The sequence below is a fragment of the Flavobacteriaceae bacterium genome (assembly GCA_003443635.1).
Taxonomy (GTDB): domain Bacteria; phylum Bacteroidota; class Bacteroidia; order Flavobacteriales; family Flavobacteriaceae; genus AU392.
Map to the genome: position 1 here is coordinate 3,144,363 of CP031964.1, position 16,724 is coordinate 3,161,086.

Sequence of the window (16,724 nt, forward strand, 5' to 3'; positions counted from 1 at the left end):
TCTCTTGCAAGGAGTAGACACAAACTGTGAGTGTCTTTAAATGTTCACAGTTTTTTAAACAATTATTAAAATTTTAAATCATGAAAAATTTAAAAAACTTAGGGAAAACCCTAAACAAAAATCAACAAAAGCTAATTAATGGGGGAAATCTTCCTGGTCCTGTTGGAGAAAATGAAGATTGTATTATCCCATCTGGAATAGCTTGTAATCCTCATCCTGGGGCAATGAATGTATGTCGTCACAATGAAGTTTGTGTTCCATATGATGAAGGGTTGGGCCCATGGATCAATATTAATGAATCTTTAGGAACATGCCTATGTGGATTCCCTATTTAATTCATTCTTTATAGATAATTCTTTTATTATTTTAAAGCTATCTTTTGAGAGAGTAAGCTTAAGTTTACTCTCTCTATATTATACTTTAATCATTGTTAATCACTTATTATTCTATAATGAAATTTTATATAAGCGAAAAATGAATATAACCCCTAAAATTATCACATAAAAACCAAAATTCATTTTTAAATTTATCCATCGGTTTATTAATAAATTAAACTTAATAGGAATGGATTCAAGTCATAAGAATTATTAAATGGTTAATAATCTAAATTTAATTTTATAATTATGCCAGAAAACAGTCAACACATAGAACTCCGCAGTGAAGAAGTCCAAGAGATTCTTGAAGCCACTCCCTCTTGGATGATTCGTTGGGGGAACATCTTAGTACTCTCTCTAATTGTAATGCTCCTCTTTATCTCCTGGTTTGTAAAGTATCCAGATATCATTGCTTCTCAAGCACTAATCACAACTATAATCCCTCCTCAAAAAGAATATGCCACAATAAACGGTAAAATAGCATCTGTTCTAGTCTCGGATAATGATACTTTAAGCTCCGATACTCCTCTTGCCATTCTAGAGAACACAGCTAACTATAATGATGTCTTTCTTCTCAAGTCTATTATAGATACTATTGCAGTTAATAATAAATCCTTTGAGTTTCCCATTGCTTCCATTCCTGTTTTAAACCTAGGAGATATTCAACAAAACTACGCTGCCTTTGAACTTGATTTCTTAAGATATATCAATAATAAAAAATATCGACCTTTCTCTAACGAAGAAAATGCAAATCTCATCTCTAAAAAAGAACTCATCTTTAGGCTACAAGTACAAAAAGCACAATACGAATCTGGTAAAGCTGAACTAGCACTTCAAAAAAAAGATCTTGATCGTAATAAGGATATGTTTAGTAAAGGTCTTATCGCTGCTCAAGCTTATGAGAGAGAAGAGGCTAATTATATTCGAGCTGAAAGTAATTTAACAAGTATTAGCAATTCTATCTCTCAAACCAGAGAGGCCATTAGTAATGCTAATAAAGCATCTAAAACCACTACAATTAATAAATCTACAGAAGAGGTGTTGCTATTTAAAACGGCAGTTCAATCTTTTAATCAATTAAAACGTGCTATTAAAGATTGGGAGCTGCGTTATGTCTTACAGTCTAATATTGATGGAAAGGTTTCTTTTTTAAATACTTGGACGGTAAATCAAACTGTTAATCAGGGAGATCTGCTTTTTACTATTATCCCTGAAGAGAATTCTGCCTATATCGCTAAATTAAAAACACCTGCTCAAAACTCTGGAAAATTAAAGGTTGGACAAAGGGTAAATATTAAATTACAGAATTATCCTGATACTGAGTTTGGAACGCTACAAGGGCATATTGAAAGTATTGCCTTATTTCCTGATGAAGAAGGGTTGTATCTGGTAAATACTTCGTTACCTAAAACACTGATCACTTCTTATAAAAAAGAAATCCCTTTTAAACATGAAATGAATGGGAGTGCCGAAATTATTACTGAAGACTTGCGCCTTATTCAGCGTTTCTTCTCCCAACTTAAAAATGTGTTTAACAACTAAAAATATTACTTATGTAATTTTAATTGAATTCGTTTTCGAGGAATATCAACTTCTAAAACTTTTACAATAATTTGTTGATGTAAACTTACATGTTCATTTACATCTTTTACAAAAGAATCAGATAGATTAGATACATGAATTAATCCACTTTCTTTAATACCGACATTTACAAAACACCCAAAAGCGGTTATGTTATTCACAATCCCTGGGAGTAATTGTCCTTCTTTTAAATCCTTAATAGTTTTTATATTTTGATTAAATGTAAATACTTTGGCTTGTGCTCTAATATCTAACCCAGGTTTTTCAAGTTCATTAATAATATCTTTAAGTGTTGGTAAACCAATAGTTTCTGTACAATAGTTATTTAAATTGATATTCTGTAAAACAGATATGTTTCCTATTAATTCTTGTATATTTTTAGAAACATCTTTAGCCATTTGTTGTACAATAGGATAACTTTCTGGATGTACTGCAGAATTGTCTAAAGGGTTTTTAGCATCTTTAATCCTTAAAAAAGCAGCACCTTGCTCAAACGCTTTGCTTCCTAAACGAGGTACTTTTTTAATATCATTTCTAGATAAAAACATACCATTTTCACTCCTGTAGCTTACAATATTTTCTGCAAGCTTTGGTCCAATTCCAGAGACATAACTCAATAACGATTTACTGGCTGTATTTATATTGACACCTACTGAATTGACACAACTTTCTACAACCGTATCTAAAGATTCTTTTAACTTATTTTGATCGACATCATGTTGATATTGCCCTACACCAATAGATTTTGCATCTATCTTAACTAATTCTGCTAACGGGTCTGATAAGCGCCTCCCTATAGATACCGCTCCTCTAACCGTAACATCATAGTTAGGGAATTCTTCTCGTGCTATTTTAGATGCTGAATAAATACTCGCTCCTGCTTCGCTTACCACAAACACTTGAACGTCATTCTTAAAATGTATACGACGGATCAATTGTTCAGTTTCTCGTGATGCAGTTCCATTTCCGATAGCTATGGCTTCAATTTTATAAGCATCTGCTAAAGAACTAATCTTTTTGATGGCTCCAGATGCATCGTTTTTTGGTGGATGCGGATAAATAGTTTCATTATATTTTAAATCGCCTTTTGCATCTAAACATACTACTTTACAACCTGTTCTAAACCCTGGATCAATTGCCAAAATTCGTTTTTCCCCTAGTGGTGATCCTAACAATAATTGCTTTAAATTTTTTGCAAACACATTAATAGCAGCATCGTCTGCTTTTTCTTTTGCCAATTGTAATGCTTCGTTAGATAATGAAGGCAATAACAAGCGCTTATAAGCATCATTTATTGCTAGCTCTATTTGTTGCGCACATTCATTATTTGATTTAATGATTCTATCTTCAATTTTAGATAATACCCTATCGTTATCTATTTCAATCTTAACACGAATAAAACCTTCGCTCTCAGCTCTTAATATTGCCAATAGTCGATGTGAAGGGCAACGCTGTAATGACTCGCTCCACTCAAAGTAATCTTTGAATTTCTGAGCTTTATCATCTTCAAGTTTTGCTTTTATCACTTTTGTAGAAATCATTGCATAACGTTCTAGCTGATAGCGAATATTATTTCTAATATCTGTACGTTCATTAATCCATTCTGCAATAATATGCCGTGCCCCTTCTAAAGCTTCTACTTCTGTAGCAATAGCTGTATTTGTATATTTATATGCAATAGACACAACATCATTAGCATTTTGAGCCATAATGATTTTTGCCAAAGGCTCTAACCCATTTTTGCGAGCAGTTTCTGCTTTAGTTTTTCGCTTCTTTTTAAATGGTAGGTAAATATCTTCAAGTGTCGTAATATCTGAAGCCGAATTAATTTTCTGCTTTAATTCATCTGTTAAGACGTCATCTTCTTCTAACGTTTTTAAAATAGCTATTTTTCTTTTTTCTAAAGCTTCAAATAGAGTTTTATATTTTACTATGTCTCCAATTTGAACTTCATCTAAATTCCCTGTTCGTTCTTTACGATATCTTGAAATAAAGGGAATTGTGCAATCCTCGTTTAATAATGCAATTGTATTTTTAATTCCAGATTCTGGAAGTTGAGTTTTTGATATGATGAAATTTATCATAGTATTAAAATAAATAGACCTATTAGGTTTAAACTTAATAGGTCTATTTTATGTTATAAAATAAGGTTAATAATTTGTTGAGATAAATTTATTAAAAATTAAGCAACTTTTTTAATTAAATCAAAACATGGGCATTTTTTACAACGTTTGGCTTCAGATTTTTTATATTTTTTACAACATTTGCTTTTACACTTACCAATTACACAGCCGCCACAACTTTGTATCTCTATAATTCGTTGCTGTTTAAGTGCTTTATCTTTTTTCTTGCCCATTTTATATTTATAAAACAATGCAAAAATAGTTTATTTTTATTAAATCTAAATAAGTTTTGTTAAAAATTAACTGATAAATAATCCATTTTAGATAACACTAGTATCAATGAATTCAATAATACTAATTTCCTCTCTTTAGAAAGTTGTCTCTTTAATAGTGTAAATTTTATTATCCAGCTAAGAAAAATAATTTTTAAGCATAAACTCAGCTGAAGCATATTTGCCTCTAATATCTCTAATTTTATTTAAAGCATTATCAGCTTTTTGCCTTTCTCTATAAGAAGTTATTCCGCCAAAAAATATACTTAATACAATATTTAAAATTCCTAATTTCGTATCTTCTTGTTCTATATCGAGATTTGGAATTGCTCTTACATAATTTAATATAAACTCATCCTCTATATTAGATTCTAAAAATGATTTTATCTCATCATTATATTGTGAGAATTGTTCGATTTCAACAATATTGGCTTTATTCTTAATAAGTCTATCAGCTTGATTTTGAATATCTACAATTTGCCTTATAATGTTTCGACTCATAAATTAACTAATATGTAGTCCATTTTCAACGTCATTAGTATCAGGGTTTACAAATACTAGCTTTCCCTCTTCATTCTCTGTCATTAAAATCATTCCTTGACTCTCTACACCACGAAGTGCTCTAGGTGCTAAATTTACCAAAACAGTAACTTGCTTACCAATAATTTCTTCTGCTGTAAAACTTTCAGCAATCCCAGATACAATAGTTCTTTTATCTATACCTGTATCTATTTTAAGCTTCATTAACTTTTTAGTTTTAGGCATTTTTATTGCCTCTAAAATAGTCCCAACACGTATATCAAGTTTTGTAAAATCATCAAATGTAATCGTTTCTTTTTGTGGTTCAATTACTTTATTAGCAGCTTCATTAGCTTTCTTATTCGCTTCTAATTTATCTAACTGTATTTGAATTTCTTTATCTTCAATTTTATTAAATAACAACTCTGCTTTTCCTATTTGATGCTTGGATGGAAATAATATTTTATTTAAAGTAATATCATTCCAATTAGATTCTGATTCGAGTTCAGAATGACAAAGTATGCTTTTTAGTTTAGTTGACGTAAACGGTAAAAATGGTTCACTTAATGTTGCTAATGCTGATGCAATTTGAAGTGCAACATACATAATGGTTTGAACACGTTCAGGGTTCTCTTTAATTTGTTTCCAAGGTTCTTCATCAGCTAAATATTTATTCCCTAAACGCGCTACATTCATCAACTCTCCAAGTGCCTCTCTAAATCGGTAACGCTCTATAGAGCTTGAAATCACATTTGGATATGCTCTTAGAGTTGTTAATGTTTCTTCATCAACAGCTGTAAATTCATTTGGAATTGGTACTATCCCATCATAATATTTATTAGTTAATACCACTACCCGGTTTATAAAGTTTCCAAATATCGCTACTAACTCATTATTATTACGTGCCTGAAAATCTTTCCAGGTAAAGTCATTATCCTTAGTCTCTGGAGCATTTGCAGTTAAAGCGTAACGTAACACATCTTGCTTTTCTGGAAATTCTTCTAAGTATTCGTGTAACCAAACGGCCCAGTTTTTTGAAGTGGATAGTTTATTTCCTTCCAAATTTAAAAATTCATTCGCAGGTACATTTTCAGGTAACACATAACTTCCTTCAGCTTTTAACATAGCTGGAAAAATAATACAGTGAAATACTATATTATCTTTTCCTATAAAATGTACTAAAGTAGTATCTTCATCTTTCCAATATGGTTTCCAATCTTTTCCTTCTCGTTCTGCCCATTCTTTTGTCGCAGAAATATAACCTATAGGTGCGTCAAACCATACATATAATACTTTGCCTTCTCCTCCTTCTACAGGCACTGGTATTCCCCAATCTAAATCACGAGTTACTGCACGTGGACGTAGTCCATCATCAATCCAAGATTTTACTTGCCCATATACATTAGGTTTCCAATCTTTTTTATGACCTTTTAAAATCCATTCTTTTAAAAAATCTTCATGCTTATCTAATGGCAAAAACCAATGCTTGGTTTCTTTTAAACTTGGTGTCGCCCCAGTGATTGCAGATTTTGGATTAATTAAATCTGTTGCATTATGACTCGTCCCACATTTTTCACATTGATCTCCATAGCTTTCTTCATTGCCACATTTTGGGCAAGTACCAATTACAAAACGATCTGCTAAAAACTGATTTGCATCTGCATCATAAAATTGTTCTGTAACTTCTTCAATAAATTCTTCTTTATTATATAAAGTTTTAAAAAATTCTGAAGCAGTTTCATGATGAACTTTAGCTGATGTGCGCGAGTAATTATTAAATGATATTCCAAAATCTTCAAATGATTGTTTGATAATGGCATGATATTTATCTACAATATCTTGAGGTGTTACACCTTCTTTTTTTGCTTTAATAGTTATTGGCACACCATGCTCATCACTTCCACAAATAAATGCTACATCATGACCTTGTAATCTTAAGTAGCGTGAATAAATATCAGCAGGCACATAAACCCCTGCTAAATGACCAATATGTATGGGACCGTTAGTATAAGGTAATGCTGCTGTTATGGTATATCGTTTAGGTTGACTCATTTAGTAAACTTTATTTTTATCGTCATTGCGAAAGAGATACAACTGTGGCACTATTTAAAAATAGTGATTTAAATTAAACAGATTCCTGCGCTTTGCTCGGAATGACGAATCATTTTGAAGCCACAAAAGTACACATTTTAACCCCTTTATTGAAAAAAAATGTACATTTACAAAAAGCCTATTTTATGTTTTTTAAACGACTATTATATCTCATTATTTGCATTGCTTTTTTTAATATTAGTAATGTATTTTCGCAATCATTTAATACAGACAATCGTATGCAAAAATTAATACAACCTCCATATTTAAAAATTGGAGATACTGTAGCTATTGTAGCCCCTTCTGGAATTTTAAAAAACAGAATTGAAGAGATTAAACGTGCTACAGATTTGTTAGAGGGTTGGGGGTTACATGTTATTATTGGAAAACATGTTTTTAAACAAGCTAATCATTTTGCAGGAACTGATGAGGAACGTTGCGAGGATTTTCAGAATGCATTAGATAACCCAAAAGTTAGTGCCATCTTATGTGCTCGAGGTGGTTATGGGGCTGTCCGAATTTTAGATAAATTAAATTATTCTAAATTTAAAATCGATCCAAAATGGGTTATTGGGTATTCTGACATTACAGCATTACACAATCAAATTCACAATGAAGGCTTTCAGTCATTACACGCGTTAATGGGAGTGAGTTTAACTAAAAATTTAGAAGAGATTAAAGAAACCGTTGCTTCATTTAAAACTGCCATTTTTGGAAAACAGTTATCTTATACTCTTGAAGGTTCTAAATATAATAAAACAGGAAGTGTTACTGCGCCATTAGTTGGTGGAAATTTAACGATGTTACATACCATGCTTGGTTCAAAAACAAGTATAGATACTTCTGGAAAAATATTATTTATTGAAGAAATTGGCGAATACAAATATCATATCGATCGTATGTTACAAAGCTTAAAACGTGCAGGATATTTTGACAATTGCAAAGGAGTAATTATAGGCGATATGACTAAACTTAGAAAAAATACAACTTTATGGGGAACGTCTATAGAGCAATTGATTTTGGATGTTTTATCTGAGTACAATTTTCCAATTGCTTTTAATATGCCAGCTGGTCATGAAAAAGATAATCGTGCTCTGATTTTAGGAAGAATAGTTAAGTTAGATGTAAATAATGAACGATCTACAGTAGTCTTTGAAGAATAAATAATATATACCGTTATGAAAGCAGAGATTCCTGCTTTCTCAGAAATTTATGACATTTTACGATTTATCAAAAGAAGAACGAGTTGTATTGGTTGAAAAAATAAATCAAGAGATTGTCATTGATTTATCTTCAAATCAGGTTGATCATATTATTCAATATTTCTCTGATGAAGATACTTACATTCGTAAAACAGCTTATTTAGCTATCGGAAAACTTTTTTATGCTCAATCTGAATTACAAAAAATAATTCTTTCTATTTTAAAACAGTTATTAAATTCAGAAGTTGACAAAGTACGTCAAACAGCTATTAATGCTGCTGGAGAGATTGGCAAATTCCATTTTGATAAGGTTCAAGAGTTTTTTGATACTGGATTGTTTGATAAACATCACTCTGTTAGAAATGCCGTAATTGGTTCTGTAAAAAAAATGGGGGAGAAAAATCCAACCCCTATTTTAGCATGGGCAAAAACCTATCTTAAGCATCCAGACAAAGAAATACGCCGTGAAATATGTCACGGTATAGAACTCCGTGGACGTAAACACCCTCAAGATGTTTTACCATTACTAAAAGAATTAGAGTTTGATAACACGCGACGTGTATCCGATACCTTAGTTCATGTATTAGGTCAGATTGCTTATAAAAATGGTTGTTTAAAAACTGTTATCACTCACCTTAATACTTGGAAGAATAAAGAATTGGTTCAAAAAGCTTTAGATGAAATTATAGATGTGCATGATCGTTATAAAAGTTTTGCAGCATTAACACAACAGCAAGCTATTGATTACATTGATTCTAATTATAAATTATAAAAATATTTAAAGCATCTTATTTTATTTTTTTAAATATAAACATATCTCCATTTTGTTTTACAGTAAAACCTGTAATTAGATCTTGTTCATTTCGTGTAAATTTAAAATAAGCACTAGCAACTTTTAATAATAAAATATCTTTTTTTGAAGGTGTTAAAAAAGCACTGCTTTCAGGTTCTTTCGGATCGCTTAAAAGAACTTTACCATCAAATAATTTAATTTCAAAAGTTCTAGAAATTTCTTCGCTATGCATTTCATAAACACCAACATAATCTTTCAACAATTCTTTTGAAATTTCTTTTGAGCTAAAAATTTCCAAGGGTTTATCTATTAAAAGACTAGCTATATAATTAGCTATTTCTTCTGTTCTATCATATTTTGTATTGGCTAATATGGAAACAAAAACATCTTCATTAGGAAGGTGTAATACAGTGCTAGTAAAACCATATAAATTACCTCCATGTTGCACAGTAGGGCTTCCACTTATATTTTTAAGAAAAACCCCATACCCATATCCAGTTCTTTCTCCTGAGTCAATTATTTTTTCTGTGATCAGCTCATCTACAACAAACTTTGAAATTATTGTTTTATCTATTAAAGCCCTATTCCATAGAAACAAATCATTAGTGGTAGAAACCACCCCGCCTGCAGCATACATTGCTGATCCAATAATTTTTGGTGCAGGAAATAAACTATCGTTTTTATGATTGTATCCTATAGGGATTCTTTTCTTTTTAATATTATCGTTATACCAAAGTCCCGTGGAATTCATTTTCAAAGGTTCAAAAATATTTTTCTGCAAATACTCCTTTAAAGATAATCCTGTTACTTTTTCTAAAGCTGCTCCTAATAGCGGGTAATTAGAATTGCTATAATTCCATTTTTCACCAGGCTTAAAACTCAAAGGTTCATCTTTATAATAAGCAATCAACTCTTTTGGCGTATGTTCTTTAGCTAATAAATGAAGTTCATCATCTTCAAGAATGAAGTATTCAGGAATGCCAGAGGTTTGTGATAACAAATGATGGATTGTAATTGGGTGTTTTTTTGAAGGATAATAAGGTACATACTTCTGAATAGTATCTTTCAAAGTCATTTTACCATTTTCTACTAATTGAAGAATGGCTGCAGCTACAAATTGTTTAGTAATTGAAGCTATTTGAAAAACCATATCGGTTTTTAACTTTTGCTTAGATTTTAGTGACGCCAATCCATAAGCTTCTTCAAAGATAATTTTTCCTTTTTTTGCTATTAGAACCACAGCACCGGGTTCATTTTTTGGATATTCAATGGTTAAAAAATCATCAATTGCTTTTAAATGTTTCGTTTCATTTTGAGCATAATTAAAGCTAATAAACAATGTAAAGAATAGGGCTATTAAATTTATTTTCATTTGTTTTATTTTTAGGCAAATGAATTGATTTTACTGTTATTAGTCTATTCAAATCTAGATTTGAGTATAATTTTAAGTTATGCTTTTAGATGTGTTTTCCTGAATTGACTGGGGGATTGATTTGTATTTGCTTTAAATACACGTTGAAAGGTAGCTTGAGAATTAAACCCACATTCAAAAGCTATTCCTGTGATAGTGAAGTTTTCAGAATTATCTGCTAATAATTGTTTTTTAAATTCTTCAATTCTATATGTATTTACATAATCATTAAAGCTCTTATTTAGGTACTGATTTAAAATTGCAGAAATTGTTTTTTGAGGGATTCCTGTTTGTTTCACAACGTCACTGAGTTTAAGTAATGGATTTAAATACAAATGTTCTTTTTTCATTAAGTCTTCTAAAGTTGTAATAGTATTTAAAACTGTCTCATTTGAAAAGCCTTGAGGTTTTGATGTTTTTTTATAGGTTTTAAAACTTATGATATAACCATTAATCCCCAACCAATAAACTAAAACAATTAAAGGTATATATATAGGGTACCAACTAACAAACTTTAGTAATATATTGGATAATGAAGGAATTAAATAAGGGATTAAATGTAAAAGCCATATTACAGAAAAGATTGAAAACCCTAAAATAAAACGTTTTACCCATCTTATTAAATCCTTATTACTTTCATCTTTTTTATAACTTGAAATAAATTGAAATGTTAACCATAAATATATGATTAACGATAACCATCTAGGAATATCTACATAAAGGTTATACCTTTCTATAAAGTTACCCAACGCAATATTACTTTGTGACTTAATTAAACCTAAAAAACCACCAAGAATAAAAAGTATGACAGCAAAATTTGGAATAAAATCTAATAGGGTACTATAAAAATGTTTACGATTAGGTTCACTTATTTTAAATTCTGGATTTAGAATTGTTTTTACATAAAAATAAATTAAAGGTCCAATGGGCATAATAACAACAAGTGGTATAATGGCTTCCAAAATTAACAAAAGTGAAGATGTGCTTGTTACTGTTTCTAATAAATAAGTATTAAAACACGCTAGTGAAATTAGTAAAATAACCCATCCTAACAATTTATTTGCTTTTTTATTAATTCTTAACCTAAATAATAGAATTGATGTTATAACTCCTTGAATAGTGCCAAGTAGAATAATAATGTTTAAAAAATTGAATAATGAATTCATCAAAGCAAAGTTATCTGTTTTTAGTAAATTACTGTTTTTTAAAGATAATTTTATGAGATTCCCGTCTCTCGGGAAATATTATGGCACAACATAACGAGCTTGGTAAAAAAGGAGAACAATTGGCGGTAGATTATCTACTGAAACACAATTATATTATTCGCGAACGTAATTATCGTTTTGACAAAGCCGAAGTTGACATTATTGCTCAGAAAGAAAATATTTTAGCTATTGTTGAAGTAAAAACGCGATCAACTATAGATTTTGGAAATCCTCAAGATTTTGTAAAACCTAAGCAAATTAAAAATTTGGTGAAAGCCGTAGATGAATATGTAGTTACAAATGATTTAGATGTCGAAGTTCGTTTTGATATTATTGCTATTTTAAAAGAGCACAATTCTTATAAAATTGAACATTTAAAAAATGCTTTTTATCATTTTTAATTATTTATTTATCATACAATTTACGAAGCGCTTCGATATCGTAAGGTTTAGCAATAATTTCCTTGTCTTTATCTAAAATATAATATGTTGGCGTAGATCTAATATTATAATTTTTAGCTGTAGTATTTGCCCACTTATCTTTGCCATAAACATGAATAAATTCAGGGTATTTTTGAATTTCTTTATTCCAATTTTTAGGTTCGTCTTCTAAGCCAAATGCAATTACTTTAAAATCGCCTACTTCAAAGGTTCTTAAATAACTTTGTAATTGTGGAATTTCTTTTAAGCAATGCCCACAAGTACTACTCCAAAATACAAGAATATATTTATCAGCACTTTTTAGATCACTTAATTTTTTTGTTATTGTTCTACCTTCTTCTGTAATTTCAAAAGAAAAATCAGGAGCTTTGTTCCCTATAGATAAACTTTTAAATAACGTTAACCCATTAACCAGTTCTTCATCCTTTAAAGATTTAGCGATATCTAATAAATATTTTTCGGCAATATAGTTTGCCAGAGATTCATAATTAGCATCTACCATTTGTTGCCATAAAACTTCTAGCAAATTGCCTTTAATTACTAGCCTTGCTTCTTTCATTGCTAAATAAACAGCGTCAATATTCTCTCTATATGATGTTTCCTGATCTTTTTCACCAGATGACATTCCGAACACAAAATTAAGAATACGCTCGATTAAAAAATCTGAGCTTTGTAATACCTCATCGTTAAAATTTACATGATCAAAAAAATGTGTTCTTATATTTTGCACATAAGTAGTTACATTTTCATAGTGTTCTGGAATATAAGGTGTATTTGCTTCTATAAAATGTAATGCTAATGTTTCTTTAGCAGCTTCTTCATAGCTTGCTTGTGTTTCTTTTTGAGTTTTAAATATAGAAGCTAAAGTTAGAGAGTCTTCACTTTTGCTCTTATAAAAATCTCCTATTTCTTGAGTCACTAACCCCATACTATTTGTATATGAGTTTATTAATGTATTCTCTATAGATGATTGATATTTAATCCCTACACCAGCTGTAAAAGCGAGTTCTACATCTTCTTTTCCATTGTAAATTACATCAAAATTAAATTCGTCTTGAGGTAAAGCATATACTAAACGATACATCCCTTGAGTTGCTGTTGAGTCTAATTTAATTTCAAAATTACCTTGTTCGTCAAAAGCTGTATGTGCTATATACTCTGAAGCTGTAGGTGTTATTTTATATAAAATTACATTATCGAAATCTTTAGGAGGAGAAAAATTACCTTTTATAGAATGTTGCGCAAACATAGCCAAAGGTAAAATCATTAATAGGGTCCCTAATTTTTTAAACATTACTTTTTTAATTTTATAACTCTTTATTTATTTTATCTATTTCTTAAAAGACAATAATCAAGCCAAAATAGGTTGAATTGCTTTTAATGCTTTCTCTATAGTATTTATGCTTTCAAAAGTAAGCAATAATCGTAAACCATTTCGGGTTTGTTTTTCTTTCATTTTACAAGCATTAGGATTTGATTGTACATAATGTAATACTTTTGAAAAGCTAGCACTTTGATAAAATTTGCTTTGCTGATCATTTATAAAATATCCAACAAACTTACCTTGCTTCATTATTATTTTTTCGAAACCAAGTTTTGTCGCTATCCATTTTATTCTCACACTATTTAATAAATCCACTACTTGTATTGGAAATTCTCCAAAACGATCTAATAATTCAGTTTCAAATTTTTGTAACTCCTCTTCTGTTTTTAGAGTATTCAATTCTGTATATAAATTTAAGCGCTCTGCAATGTTATTTACATAATCATCTGGAAAGAGTAATTCGAAATCAGAATCAATAGTAATATCTTTTACATATTCTTTTTCTTCTAAATAATCTTTATATAAATCCTTAAATTCGTCTTCTTTAAGTTCTTCAATAGCTTCTTTTAGAATTTTCTGATAGGTGTCAAATCCTATTTCATTAATAAATCCACTTTGTTCTCCTCCTAATAAATCGCCTGCCCCTCTAATTTCTAAATCTTTCATCGCGATATTAAAACCACTTCCTAACTCTGTAAATTGCTCAAGTGCCGTAATTCGCTTTCGTGCATCACTAGTCATTGCAGAATATTCTGGTGTAATAAAATAGCAGAATGCTTTTTTATTACTACGACCTACACGACCTCTCATTTGATGCAAATCGCTTAATCCAAAATTATTGGCATTATTAATAAAAATAGTATTTGCGTTTGGTACATCTAATCCGCTCTCTACAATAGTTGTACTTACCAAAACATCAAATTCGCCATTCATGAATGCAAGCATTAATTGTTCTAGCTTTTTACCTTCCATTTGTCCATGACCAATCCCTATTTTTGCATCTGGCACTAAACGCTGAATCATTCCTGCAACTTCTTTAATATTCTCGATACGATTATGTATAAAAAATACTTGACCGCCACGTTGAATTTCATAACTCACCGCATCACGAATTGTGGTTTCACTAAATCGTATGACATGACTCTCTATCGGAAAGCGATTTGGTGGAGGTGTAGTAATTACCGACAAATCTCTTGCTGCCATCAAACTAAATTGCAATGTTCTCGGAATTGGAGTTGCTGTTAATGTAAGAACATCTACATTCTCTTTAATAGATTTTAATTTCTCCTTTACTGCGACCCCAAATTTTTGTTCTTCATCAACAATTAATAAACCTAAATCCTTAAACTTTACATTTTTATTTACCAATTGATGCGTTCCAATAACTATGTCGACACTTCCAGTTTCTAACTGCTCTAATGTTTCTCGTTTTTGTTTTGCTGTTCTAAACCTATTTAAATAATCTACAGTAACAGGAAAATCTTTTAATCGAGCACTTATAGTTCGATGGTGTTGGTAAGCTAAGATTGTTGTAGGCACCAAGATGGCTACTTGTTTACCGTTATCTACTGCTTTAAATGCAGCTCGTATCGCAACTTCAGTTTTACCAAAACCTACATCTCCACATATTAAGCGATCCATTGGGCGTTCGCTTTCCATATCCGCTTTAATATCTGCTGTTGCTGTGCTTTGATCTGGTGTATCTTCGTATAAAAAAGAAGCTTCTAATTCATGCTGTAAATAACTATCTGGATTATATTGAAATCCTTTTTCTACTTTTCGTTTAGCATAAAGCTTTATAAGATTAAATGCAATCTCTTTAACTCTTGATTTTGTTTTTTGTTTTAAAGCTTTCCAAGCTTTACTTCCTAGTTTATATACTTTTGGTGGCTTGCCATCACTACCATTAAACTTTGTGATTTTGTGGAGTGAATGTATACTTAGATATAGTACATCTCTCTCTCCATAAACTAGTTTTATAGCTTCTTGCTTTTTACCCTCGACATCAATTTTTTGAAGCCCTCCAAAACGTCCGATCCCATGATCGATATGTGTAACATAATCACCTACATCTAAATTAGTCAACTCTTTTAAAGTAATGGCTTGCTTCTTAGCATAACCATTTTTAATATGAAACTTATGATAGCGTTCAAAAATTTGATGATCTGTATAGCAAATAATTTTATCATCGTGGTTTTGAAATCCTTGATATAGAGATAATACTATTGTTTTATAATGTACTTCAACCTCAACATCTCTAAAAATATCATCTAAACGTTTTGCTTGTTGCTCACTAACACAAGAGATATAATTAGTATATCCTTTTTTATGATTAGCATTTAAATCTTCTATTAATAAATTAAATTGCTTATTAAATGAGGGTTGTGGTGTTGTATTAAAATTTATGTCTTCATTGCTAAACAATGAAGATGTACCAAATTCTACAATTGTATAGTTTAGCAATTGTTTTTTTAACAACTCTGAATTACAAAACAACTCTATTGGTTCTGCATGATTAATTGTTTCTGAAAGTTTAGTAAAAGCTTCGCTCGCTTTACTGAATAACAAATCTGTTCGGTCAAAAAACAATTTTGAGTTTTTAATGAATACCACTGTTTTTGAAGCAATATATTTTAGAAAACTTTGCCTACTTTCTTCTAAAAATTTATTAGCTACATTAGGGATGATACTTATTTTTTTAATCTGCTCTGTTGAAAGTTGAGTTTCAACATCAAAAGTTCTAATACTATCTACTTCATCTCCAAAAAACTCGATACGATAAGGTTGATCATGAGAAAACGAAAATACATCTACAATACCCCCACGTACTGAAAATTCTCCTGGTTCAGTTACAAAATCAACACGTTTAAATTGATATTCAAACAGCACTTCGTTTACAAAATCGATAGATAAATTATCTGTTACAGATATTTTTAGAGTATTACGTTCCAACTCTTTACGTGTTACTACTTTTTCAAAAAGTGCATCTGGATATGTGACAATTACAGCTGGTTTTTTGCGAGAATTAATACGATTAAGTACTTCTGCTCGAAGCAATACATTAGCATTATCTGTTTCTTCTATTTGATAGGGTCTACGATAACTTCCAGGGTAAAACAATACTTCTTTATTTCCTAAAAGTTGCTCTAAATCGTTTAAATAATAAGCCGCTTCTTCTTTATCATTAAAGATGAGTAAATAAGGTTTATCAATTTCTTTAAATGTGTTTGATACTACAAATGAAAATGAAGACCCTACAAGTCCTTTTATATGTATCTTTTTTTCGTTTTCGGCAATAGCAATTTGCAGTTTTTGCAATTGCAAAGACTGTATAAAAGCTTGCGAGGTTATTGTTTTACTCACTCTAAAAAAATTTAGGCAAATATAGT

The 16,724-nt window shown here is 30.4% G+C and carries 12 protein-coding genes; 5 read left to right on the forward strand and 7 right to left on the reverse strand.

All coding sequences use genetic code 11. The features are described 5' to 3' along the window. Positions 1–80 precede the first annotated feature (80 nt). Both D1817_14440 and D1817_14445 read left to right on the forward strand, forming a co-directional pair. The gene (locus tag D1817_14440; protein ID AXT21024.1) at positions 81–335 is read left to right on the forward strand and encodes a hypothetical protein; all 255 of its coding nucleotides are present in this window, start codon (positions 81–83) and stop codon (positions 333–335) included. A gap of 288 nt (positions 336–623) precedes the next feature. Next, complete coding sequence (locus tag D1817_14445; GenBank protein ID AXT21025.1) at positions 624–1,916, forward strand: HlyD family efflux transporter periplasmic adaptor subunit; 1,293 nt, start codon at positions 624–626, stop codon at positions 1,914–1,916. Between the two features lie 5 nt (positions 1,917–1,921). Here D1817_14445 and D1817_14450 read toward each other — a convergent pair whose 3' ends face one another. The 3 genes from D1817_14450 to D1817_14460 form a co-directional block, all read right to left on the reverse strand. After that, positions 1,922–4,039, reverse strand: coding sequence for an RNA-binding transcriptional accessory protein (locus tag D1817_14450; GenBank protein AXT21026.1), 2,118 nt, complete (start codon positions 4,037–4,039; stop codon positions 1,922–1,924). Positions 4,040–4,488: 449 nt separating this feature from the next. Then, positions 4,489–4,851 carry a hypothetical protein gene (locus D1817_14455; protein ID AXT21027.1) on the reverse strand — a complete coding sequence of 121 codons (363 nt, stop codon included), beginning with the start codon at positions 4,849–4,851 and terminating at the stop codon, positions 4,489–4,491. Positions 4,852–4,854: 3 nt separating this feature from the next. After that, positions 4,855–6,921: a methionine--tRNA ligase gene (locus D1817_14460; protein AXT21028.1), complete on the reverse strand. Its 2,067-nt coding sequence runs from the start codon at positions 6,919–6,921 to the stop codon at positions 4,855–4,857. A 278-nt stretch (positions 6,922–7,199) separates the two neighbouring features. On the opposite strand from D1817_14460, the gene D1817_14465 reads away from it, so the two are divergent. Then, positions 7,200–8,123 carry an LD-carboxypeptidase gene (locus tag D1817_14465; protein ID AXT21301.1) on the forward strand — a complete coding sequence of 308 codons (924 nt, stop codon included), beginning with the start codon at positions 7,200–7,202 and terminating at the stop codon, positions 8,121–8,123. A 49-nt stretch (positions 8,124–8,172) separates the two neighbouring features. Continuing rightward, positions 8,173–8,934 (forward strand): HEAT repeat domain-containing protein, encoded by a 762-nt coding sequence (locus D1817_14470; protein AXT21029.1) that lies wholly within the window; start codon positions 8,173–8,175, stop codon positions 8,932–8,934. A gap of 16 nt (positions 8,935–8,950) precedes the next feature. Here the strand turns inward: D1817_14470 and D1817_14475 are convergent, their stop codons facing one another. Both D1817_14475 and D1817_14480 read right to left on the reverse strand, forming a co-directional pair. Further along, the gene (locus tag D1817_14475; protein AXT21030.1) at positions 8,951–10,327 is read right to left on the reverse strand and encodes a hypothetical protein; all 1,377 of its coding nucleotides are present in this window, start codon (positions 10,325–10,327) and stop codon (positions 8,951–8,953) included. Between the two features lie 77 nt (positions 10,328–10,404). After that, positions 10,405–11,532: an AraC family transcriptional regulator gene (locus tag D1817_14480; protein ID AXT21031.1), complete on the reverse strand. Its 1,128-nt coding sequence runs from the start codon at positions 11,530–11,532 to the stop codon at positions 10,405–10,407. A gap of 80 nt (positions 11,533–11,612) precedes the next feature. Here D1817_14480 and D1817_14485 point away from each other — a divergent pair, with 80 nt between their 5' ends. Next, positions 11,613–11,972 (forward strand): endonuclease, encoded by a 360-nt coding sequence (locus D1817_14485; GenBank protein ID AXT21032.1) that lies wholly within the window; start codon positions 11,613–11,615, stop codon positions 11,970–11,972. A 4-nt stretch (positions 11,973–11,976) separates the two neighbouring features. Here the strand turns inward: D1817_14485 and D1817_14490 are convergent, their stop codons facing one another. Both D1817_14490 and mfd read right to left on the reverse strand, forming a co-directional pair. Continuing rightward, positions 11,977–13,305, reverse strand: a complete 1,329-nt coding sequence (locus D1817_14490) for a TlpA family protein disulfide reductase (GenBank protein ID AXT21033.1) — start codon at positions 13,303–13,305, stop codon at positions 11,977–11,979. A gap of 57 nt (positions 13,306–13,362) precedes the next feature. Continuing rightward, a complete protein-coding gene (mfd, locus tag D1817_14495; GenBank protein AXT21034.1) occupies positions 13,363–16,698 on the reverse strand; it encodes a transcription-repair coupling factor in 3,336 nt (1,111 codons plus the stop codon). Between the last annotated feature and the right edge of the window lie 26 nt (positions 16,699–16,724).

Coding starts and splice junctions, on each gene's coding strand:
- D1817_14440 (AXT21024.1), top strand. CDS start 81: ATGAAAAATTTAAAAAACTTAGGGAAAACCCTAAACAAAAATCAACAA.
- D1817_14445 (AXT21025.1), top strand. CDS start 624: ATGCCAGAAAACAGTCAACACATAGAACTCCGCAGTGAAGAAGTCCAA.
- D1817_14450 (AXT21026.1), bottom strand. CDS start 4,039: ATGATAAATTTCATCATATCAAAAACTCAACTTCCAGAATCTGGAATT.
- D1817_14455 (AXT21027.1), bottom strand. CDS start 4,851: ATGAGTCGAAACATTATAAGGCAAATTGTAGATATTCAAAATCAAGCT.
- D1817_14460 (AXT21028.1), bottom strand. CDS start 6,921: ATGAGTCAACCTAAACGATATACCATAACAGCAGCATTACCTTATACT.
- D1817_14465 (AXT21301.1), top strand. CDS start 7,200: ATGCAAAAATTAATACAACCTCCATATTTAAAAATTGGAGATACTGTA.
- D1817_14470 (AXT21029.1), top strand. CDS start 8,173: ATGACATTTTACGATTTATCAAAAGAAGAACGAGTTGTATTGGTTGAA.
- D1817_14475 (AXT21030.1), bottom strand. CDS start 10,327: ATGAAAATAAATTTAATAGCCCTATTCTTTACATTGTTTATTAGCTTT.
- D1817_14480 (AXT21031.1), bottom strand. CDS start 11,532: ATGAATTCATTATTCAATTTTTTAAACATTATTATTCTACTTGGCACT.
- D1817_14485 (AXT21032.1), top strand. CDS start 11,613: ATGGCACAACATAACGAGCTTGGTAAAAAAGGAGAACAATTGGCGGTA.
- D1817_14490 (AXT21033.1), bottom strand. CDS start 13,305: ATGTTTAAAAAATTAGGGACCCTATTAATGATTTTACCTTTGGCTATG.